7 protein-coding genes and 2 pseudogenes are annotated in these 7,540 nt (G+C 59.2%); 3 read left to right on the forward strand and 6 right to left on the reverse strand.

All coding sequences use genetic code 11. The features are described 5' to 3' along the window. Positions 1–8: 8 nt before the first annotated feature. The 4 genes from XH84_RS34380 to XH84_RS34395 all read right to left on the reverse strand — a co-directional run bounded on the left by XH84_RS34380 (position 9) and on the right by XH84_RS34395 (position 1,852). A complete protein-coding gene (locus XH84_RS34380; protein ID WP_128948673.1) occupies positions 9–416 on the reverse strand; it encodes a hypothetical protein in 408 nt (135 codons plus the stop codon). Next, positions 416–655, reverse strand: a complete 240-nt coding sequence (locus XH84_RS34385) for a hypothetical protein (protein ID WP_128948674.1) — start codon at positions 653–655, stop codon at positions 416–418. Before XH84_RS34385 ends, XH84_RS34380 begins: the two co-directional genes overlap by 1 nt. 112 nt (positions 656–767) lie before the next feature. After that, the gene (locus XH84_RS34390) at positions 768–1,466 is read right to left on the reverse strand and encodes an ImmA/IrrE family metallo-endopeptidase (protein ID WP_245471965.1); all 699 of its coding nucleotides are present in this window, start codon (positions 1,464–1,466) and stop codon (positions 768–770) included. Continuing rightward, a complete protein-coding gene (locus XH84_RS34395; RefSeq protein WP_164937422.1) occupies positions 1,463–1,852 on the reverse strand; it encodes a helix-turn-helix domain-containing protein in 390 nt (129 codons plus the stop codon). The genes XH84_RS34390 and XH84_RS34395 overlap by 4 nt, the downstream gene beginning before the upstream one ends. A 1,013-nt stretch (positions 1,853–2,865) precedes the next feature. On the opposite strand from XH84_RS34395, the pseudogene XH84_RS41220 reads away from it, so the two are divergent. The 3 genes and pseudogenes from XH84_RS41220 to XH84_RS34410 form a co-directional block, all read left to right on the forward strand. Beyond that, positions 2,866–3,079, forward strand: a pseudogene (locus XH84_RS41220) (winged helix-turn-helix transcriptional regulator); the annotation flags it as partial. A 388-nt stretch (positions 3,080–3,467) separates the two neighbouring features. Next, positions 3,468–4,637 (forward strand): TlpA disulfide reductase family protein, encoded by a 1,170-nt coding sequence (locus XH84_RS34405; RefSeq protein ID WP_128948684.1) that lies wholly within the window; start codon positions 3,468–3,470, stop codon positions 4,635–4,637. Positions 4,638–4,918: 281 nt separating this feature from the next. Beyond that, positions 4,919–5,089, forward strand: a pseudogene (locus XH84_RS34410) (DUF3606 domain-containing protein); the annotation flags it as partial. Positions 5,090–5,754: 665 nt separating this feature from the next. On the opposite strand, the gene XH84_RS34415 reads toward XH84_RS34410, so the two are convergent. Both XH84_RS34415 and XH84_RS34420 read right to left on the reverse strand, forming a co-directional pair. Then, positions 5,755–5,937, reverse strand: a complete 183-nt coding sequence (locus XH84_RS34415; protein WP_128948677.1) for a hypothetical protein — start codon at positions 5,935–5,937, stop codon at positions 5,755–5,757. A 1,109-nt stretch (positions 5,938–7,046) separates the two neighbouring features. Continuing rightward, positions 7,047–7,268 carry a hypothetical protein gene (locus XH84_RS34420; protein ID WP_128948678.1) on the reverse strand — a complete coding sequence of 74 codons (222 nt, stop codon included), beginning with the start codon at positions 7,266–7,268 and terminating at the stop codon, positions 7,047–7,049. Positions 7,269–7,540: the final 272 nt, after the last annotated feature.

Here is a 7,540-nt window from a genome sequence, read left to right on the forward strand (position 1 = left end):
AAATGCCTTCATGCCCCCTCCTGCAATCGCACCATGAAACTCCGCACCCACGCGAGCAGGTTCGAGCCCTTGCCCACGTCCGCGGTTGCCGACCAGTTCTCCACCGACCACGAGAAATGCAGCCACTCGCCGGAGAAGGGCGGCGGCGAAGGTGGAGCGCCCGCATTGTTCGGAGCGGCACCTTTGAAATTCAGGCCGGCGGGCGTGAGAAATCCGTAGGGCGCATCGCCGGGGTAGTTGCCCTTCACCAGAAAACAGACCGGCAGCTCGCTCACCGCCGTGTCGCCGACGCGCCAGCCTTCGGGCAGCACGTAACGGGGAATTCTGAACCAGTCTTCCCCGTTCGATTCCGCGTGCTCGACGTCGCCGAAGTGGCGGCGCAGCAGGGCCAGCTCGTGGCTGATACGCGCGCGCATCAGCCACGCTTCCAGCGGTGCTTCTTGCCGAAACCCTGGCCCGGCTTGATCGCGATGACCTCGCCCGGCGCAAGCGTCCGTTCGACGTTGTGCTGGTCGACCTCGATCACGCCCTGCGAGATGTCCCAGCCGCCTAGCTCGGCAATCTGCTCGGTCGTGATCGTGTCCTCGCCCCAGGGAAACTCCTCCCCTTCGATGCTGAGAATGTACTTCGGTTCCTTAGCCTTCGTCTGATTCATCTCTCCGCTCTCCATGTTCGTTCCTTTCCCGGGCTGCTAGTGCCGATTCAGATATCTCGGTCAGCATGTATGCCAACGTTAGCTTATACAGCGAACACATGCCACAAAAAAATCAAAGGGTCAGCTGACCGCTCTCCGGGCGGGCAAAAAGATCATCGAGCCGGATACGGGCGACGACAGGATTTACTTCAAAGATTTCAGCCAGTTCGTGGACGGCGCGCTCCCGCTCGTCCTCCTTGAGCGTGGGCAGGCCCAGCCCGCCGCGTTCCTCGCAAAAGGTGGCCGCCGCCTTGATAGCGAGAGCGCGCGGCATCAATAGACCGCCGATCGCCCGATTCGCCTGGTACTCCCACCATCGCCCGTCGTAGCGCGACTCGTGCGCTGTGCCGTGAACGTCCCGGCAGAGGATCTCCGGTCGGTCGTTCTCGTCCTCGAACAATTTCGGCGGCTTCTCGCCGAGCGCGAAGAGATGCGTATGAAGCAGGCCGTGCCCCGCCTCGTGGGCGAGCGTCGTCCGGATGCGGCGCTCGGAGACGCTGCCGCCTTCCTCATCCAGCGCCGTCGTGATCACGATGCCCGTGACCCCCTTCGGCCCGAACGATGTATAGCCGAGCACGCCGTCGGGAAGCGCCTCGTATCGCGGTGAGACCTTGAAGTGCTTTTCGACGAACCGTTCGACCCTGACAGCTTCGGGCGTGTCGGGCATCAGCCCCGCGGCTTTCAAAGCGTCGCCGCAGATGCGGTCGATCTCCGCCGGCTTGTAGAAAGGGCGGGTCGCGAACGGCCCCCGATTCGTCCGGTACGTCCTCATTTCTTGCCCCCTTTGGGCGGAGGCTTGCTCTTATTGACGAGCTCAAGAAGCTGTTGCGGCGTCAGCTTCTGATCGACGAGCGTGCGGAACGCGAAGGCGTAGCCGGGGTCCTGCTCAGTCATGCGTTTGATTTCATCAAGTGGGGCGCGCTGGTCATGCCGCTTGATTTCCGCGACATCGACCTTCAGCAGCCGCGCCATCTCCTCCAGCATTGGCTCGGACGGAAAGCGCCGTCCGTGCTCCACGTCGGAGATGAAGGGAGGCGAGCAATCGAGCTTTTTTGCGAATTCACGGAGCGAGAGGTCGAGCTCTTCGCGGCGTTCGCGGATTTTTTGGCCAAGCGTTTTCACGATGTAAGCATACCCAGCGAACGCGTCGACCGTCAAGAATGGGCCGTAGGAAACGCGAAGCACGCCCCTCTGAGCTCCGTGGGCGAGTTCGCTAATGGCTACGCCGCCGTGCGAGGTTGGCGCTCATGGCCGGAAGGGTAAGCAGGGCGGCCACATCATCTATGCCGACCGCATCCGCAGGAAGCGTAAGGTCTAACCCTGCCGAGGATGAAAGATCACCCCCGCCGAAGCCGATCTTCGATGGTGATTCCCAAGAATGAAGACCCCCGAGTAGCCAAAAGACCTAGCTAGATCGGGAACTTGAGCGCAAAGCCAAACTACCAAACCTTGAGGACCCAAAATGTCGGCTTGATAAATCTTCAAAGAGAATATCAAAACCCTTCTCAAGTCGCCGTTGTTGTTCAGCTGGTTGAGCATCATCGAATTGATAGTGAACATGAGCGTCATTCTCGCAGTCCTTGGAAGTCACGGCATTCGCTTGCGTGTTGTCCGTCCCATCGGCCCTTAAGAAAAAAAGCCCCCACACAGCGAGCGCTGGACAAACCGTCCAAAGGCAAATCCGCACTGATCGGGAGGCCAACCCATGGGGTCCCGGCAGGGCCTTCCGATGGGCCCCGCAGCGGTACTCCTCCTGCTGGAGCATCAACCCGGTGCGTCTAGATGGGAGGCGGTAACTTCTTGCTCTATTCAGTACTCGCTGGAGAACATCAGGGTGAGCACGCGAGTCGTTCGCTTTGGGTCGCTCGCTCGGATCTTCTGAGCCGAACCGCATAGCCGAAGGCCCCTTTTTGGTGAGGCGGCCTATGCCTCGAGCCAGGCCGCGCCGAGTCTAAAACAACCTCTTTGCCGGCGAGATCGGCGAGTAAGCTGTCGATGAACTTGGCATCGGTGGCGTCGCCGAGCTGCTCGCGAGCATCATCCCCATTCCAGACCGACTTAGACAACACCACAGCCTTTGCGCGCATGCCTTCCAAAGTCGCTGCGCTGAGCGTCAGCATCTCTTCCCAGGCTTCGCGAACTGGTCGTAAAATTCCGAAGTTTGGGCGGCCAACCGCCTAACTTCCGAGGTGCTCGGCGAAATGGCCGGGCTTTCTGCTACCGCCCTGTCAACGACGACTGAAGAGGCTCCAATCACAGAGCATCATCGGAGCCGACGTCTCAATCGTCTCCCGCAAGGCGGTGGGAAGACCTATTCGAATGCTTGTGCTGGTCACCCTGGAGCGGGAGCGCACCTCCCTCACGAAATCGATCCTATCTGCCATTGCTACAAGATGCGTTAGGGCGGCGGCAGTCCTAGACATGAGATCTTGCCGGATCGGCTCGCATGACCAGGCGCTCACCCACAAGGATTTCGTGTCCAACTTCTGACACGGGACAAAGTCCGTCAGGTTCAAAACACCGGCTGCGTTTTGGGGCGCCTTGGAGTTTTCAAAGCGTAATCAGGCGCTTGATGCGTGCTGACCGAGATGGCACGCCTGTTGCTTTTGGGATGCAGAACCACGGAGTGAGGGCTGAGCGCACACGAGATGCACAAAACGAGTGATGCTCTCCTTCTCTTGAACCCGTGTGCTCCGTTTCTGAGAGAGACAGGCTAGCGCACAAAGTCGCGCAACGAGTGGCAATAGTTTTGGAGAGCAACATCGTGCTGTGCATGGAGTCCCCAGCTCCTCCGATCAAGGTGGAGAACTGGCTGCGCGGCGAGCCCCTCACGAGCTTTCAGCCCGGGAAGGTGTACATCGTCGAATTTTGGGCAACTTGGTGCGGACCATGTACGGCAATGATGCCTCATCTAGTAGAGCTGCAAGAGAAATACAAAGACAGCGGACTTGAGCTGCTCGGCGTCGCAGCTTACGAACAGGCTCCAACGGCGGACGAGGCCCGAACAACGTTGGACGCGTGGTTGACCGAGAAGTTCTCGAACCTGAACTATCGGATCGGGTTCGACTCCACAGGCGAAATGAGCAAGCTTTGGATGGACTCCAGCTTTTCTGTCGGGATTCCCACCTCATTCGTCGTTGACCGTGACGGCCACATCGCCTTTATCGGTCCTCCGATGCAGCTCGATGACGTCTTGCCGAAAGTTCTTAACGGCAGTTGGCGGACCAGCGATGAAGCTAAAGCCGCCGATACAGAGCGGATCGACAGCGGACGACGCGAAATGCGCGAAATGGAGCGCAAGCGGGCGTTGACTGAGCCGATTCTCGCCAAGCTTTGGCCGGCGATGAAGGCGGAGGATTGGGCAAAGGCGGTTTCGGCGGTCGAAGAGGCCGTCGCGGTGATGCCGGACGACCTCAACTTCCGCGTGCTCCATGCGAAACTGTTGCTTCACAGACTGCGCAACTTGCAGACCGGCTTGCCGGTTTTGAAGCGATTCGCTCGCGACGCGATCGACAAAAACGATGAGCACTGGATGGAAGGGGCACTGAGCCAGCTCTTTGATCCGGCGAATGACAACTCCCACTTCCCGTCTGCCGAGCGCCTCGCGATGGGCAAAGAGTTGTCCGAACACATTCTTGCGCTGAATCCTCCGCAAGGGGACGGTGGCTTCAAGTACCTGTCCTATGGGGCGGTCGCTCAGTATTATTATGAGAGCGGCAACAAGGATCGCGCAATCGAATTGGTCGAGGTGGCGTTGAACTCGCTAGACGGTCCTGAGCCTATCCCCGACGAACTGAAACAGCACGTCATGTCGACGTTTGTCGAAGCGCTGGCCAACTACAAGGGTGAAAAGGCTTGCTATGGGACTGTTTGTGCAACTCCGCAAGACGGGTTTCCGAGAGCGTCAAAGCGCAGGCAACGGAGCAAACAAAAAGAAGGGTGATAGTCGGAATTGCTCGCTTGGCATCATCCATTTCTCCGGCTGCCAGTGGCAACTAAATTTAACGGTCTGACGGTTTAAAATGCACGCGCGCACAGCCATCGGGGCGGCCGGACCTAGGCGGGCATCGCCACGCTTCTGCAAACAGGTGAAGATGAATGTTGTCAACTCCACTGATCGGAGTCCAAGATAGGCAACGTTCGGTGGTGTAGGCGAATCGGAACCTGCGAATTCATTCTCGCGTTGCCGCGGTGCCAACACGGAGGAACTAGCATGGCAAAGGCGAGAAGCGGACCACCCGCGGCCGAAAGCAGGACCGGGCGCGGGTGGCGGGCGGACAGGATTACGAGGTTCGCGACGAGGCGAAGAAGACGCGCCGCTCGGCCTCCGCGAAGAAGGCGGTCGAGAAGGTGGGCAGCAGCCGCAAGAAGGTCGAGCGGCGCTTGGGTCGATGAGAGGCGGCCTGTCGCTCGTTAGGAACGAGCGTCCCTGCGGCTAGTTCAACGATCAGTCTTGCGTGCCATCTTGCAAGACCGTCCTGTTGCTGACAACTAAGCTCCAGCCCGTTCCTCCCGCGGGCTGGTTCTTTTTCGCGGTGGTTTCACATTTTTGAATCTGAACAGGAAGAATTTTTGGGATGAAGCTGTCGTTTGCCGAACCGGACAGCGGCAGACCGCTCGGTCCCAGCTCGTCTCTCGATCCGGAAAAATCTCCAGTCTGAGGCCGACGTGGTGGGCGCTTCGGCAACTCGAAAAATTTGGGTCATGATTCACATTCGTTATAGCTAGAACCGGGGACGCCAGGAGAAATCGGCAATGCCGGGCGGCGAAGGCATTTCAATTTCGGAATCATTGAACCCGGCAGCGTGAGGGGCCGCTGTCAAAAACAGCGGTCCTTTGCTTTTTGACCCATAGAGGTGCATTAGACACGACAAATTCGGGGTGCGCCGATTGCGTAATCGCGAGTTCCCCACCGCCAATGCAAGGTTGAGCGGCTTGGGTTCAGCGCCGCTTTAAGGCTGACCGAGCTAGGTCCCAACTCCAGCCAGCGCCGAGTTGGGGCCGCCCTTTTACGGTACCGCCGGGAGCGAGGAGCCCGCGTTCCACTTAAATGAGGGCCTTCACTCGTTCTCAGCCTTGGCTTGCGCGATTGCATTTTCCAGTTCAGATACGAGGACCCTGTAGTGAGGGACCACCCGGTCGAAAGCCGCCCGCTTTATTGGCGACTTGGCCTCATCTCTCAACCGCTCGCACTTCCCGATCTGCTCGCGCAAGGTCGCGACATGTTCGAGCATGTCTTTCATCGCGCCCCCCATCGGCCAATGAATTTCAACTGATACAACTTAGGCACTTTAGTCTTTAATAGGCGCTTAAGCGTTCAATTCACCTTGCGGCGCAGCTTCTGGATCAATCAGCATATTGCCGCGTCGGTTTGTGGCCCCAGCCGAAAAGGTAGCCCCCCGACTGCTGGAGGAAAACCCGTATCAGACGGGTTGGCGGCCCCTACTTGGGGCCGTTTACTTTCCAATTCAGTTTGCGCGTAACGGAAAGCTCGCGATCTTGCGCGTCAGCTGCCAAAGCTCGACTGCGTGGGTCCCCGCTAGTTGCTGCGCGCGCTGTCTAGCGGCTCTTCGCACAAATCAGCCTTACGCGTTGCACGATATTCCCATCAGGCCCGAACAAATAGGCCATGAACTCTTCCATCGAAGCTTCCACTACGGGCGCGGACCGCGAACACTATTAGTCTGAAACCATAGAGAACGCTCTAAGCACCGGGATTCGCGACCGCCTGCGGCCAACAACGCAGCGGCCGCGCCAACGCTGGCACGGCCGTGGCGAGGCCGCCTGCGCTCCGGGTTACCGGCGCTGGATATTGCCCGGAGGTTTGCCGATCATACCACCGCCACCAAGAGTAACGTTTGCCCGAAAGGGGCACTCATTAGGAGTGCAAAAAAAGGCCCCAACTCACGCAGGGGCATTTGAGCCGGGGCGGACTTGGGGTTACCCTTGGGGAAGGGCATGAACGTTCCCTTCCTAATTTCAAAGGAGCGTATTTCCGGATGATCTGGCACAAATTGCATATCCAGCCCGACTCAACCTAGGTTAAGATAGTACATGGGCAAAGAACAGCTAGTGCTTGTGCTTGCCATCGGCGCTGGTGTTTTCACCGTGGCCGCTGCAGCGGCGCTACTCTTTGGCCTTTGATCTATCTCAATTGGCGCACGCGAGCCGCCCCGCATCTTCCCATCCTGTTGGAGGCGACAATGACAATGCGGCCTTGGATGTTGCATGCGCTGGCGTGGGCTGCGGCCGCCCTGGGGTTGGCAGCCATCATTTCCATGAGCATGTAGGGGGCGGCGCCGATCGCTCGCTTGGGGCGGTGCTTCGATGTTGAGCTGGGGCAAGCTGCATATCAGGGCTTCTTCTGAGCGTGCTCGGCCTCGACGGCGCGGAGCAGGGCGGCAAGGTTGGGATATTCCACGCCATCGCGAGCATACCGGTTGACGCGCTCGACATAGCGGGCCGATCCGTCGGGCTTGCCGCGCCAGCTGAACAGCAGCACCGCGCTGTTGTGCTGGCGCAGAACGTGGCCGGCGCCATTACCGAAATACTTGCTCATGGCGTGGGGCTTCATGGCCGCGCCTCCAGCTTCGCCAGCTCCGACTTGTCCATTCCCGGATGAGCGTCCCGGCGGGGGACGTTCCTTATTGTAGACGAGGAGAGATTCGGGGAGGGTGAACAGCTTCACACTTCTTTGTTTTCAGGCGGACGACTGTCCAGCATGCCAGGCTGCCCCGGCGTCGGGAGCGCGAATGCGGATTCCGATCGATGTCGCCCAGGATTCCGAGATGATCTCGCCCACCATTCCGATTTGAAGTCGCCCACCCGTTCCGAGATGATGTCGCC

This window comes from Bradyrhizobium nanningense (genome assembly GCF_004114535.1).
GTDB lineage: Bacteria > Pseudomonadota > Alphaproteobacteria > Rhizobiales > Xanthobacteraceae > Bradyrhizobium > Bradyrhizobium nanningense.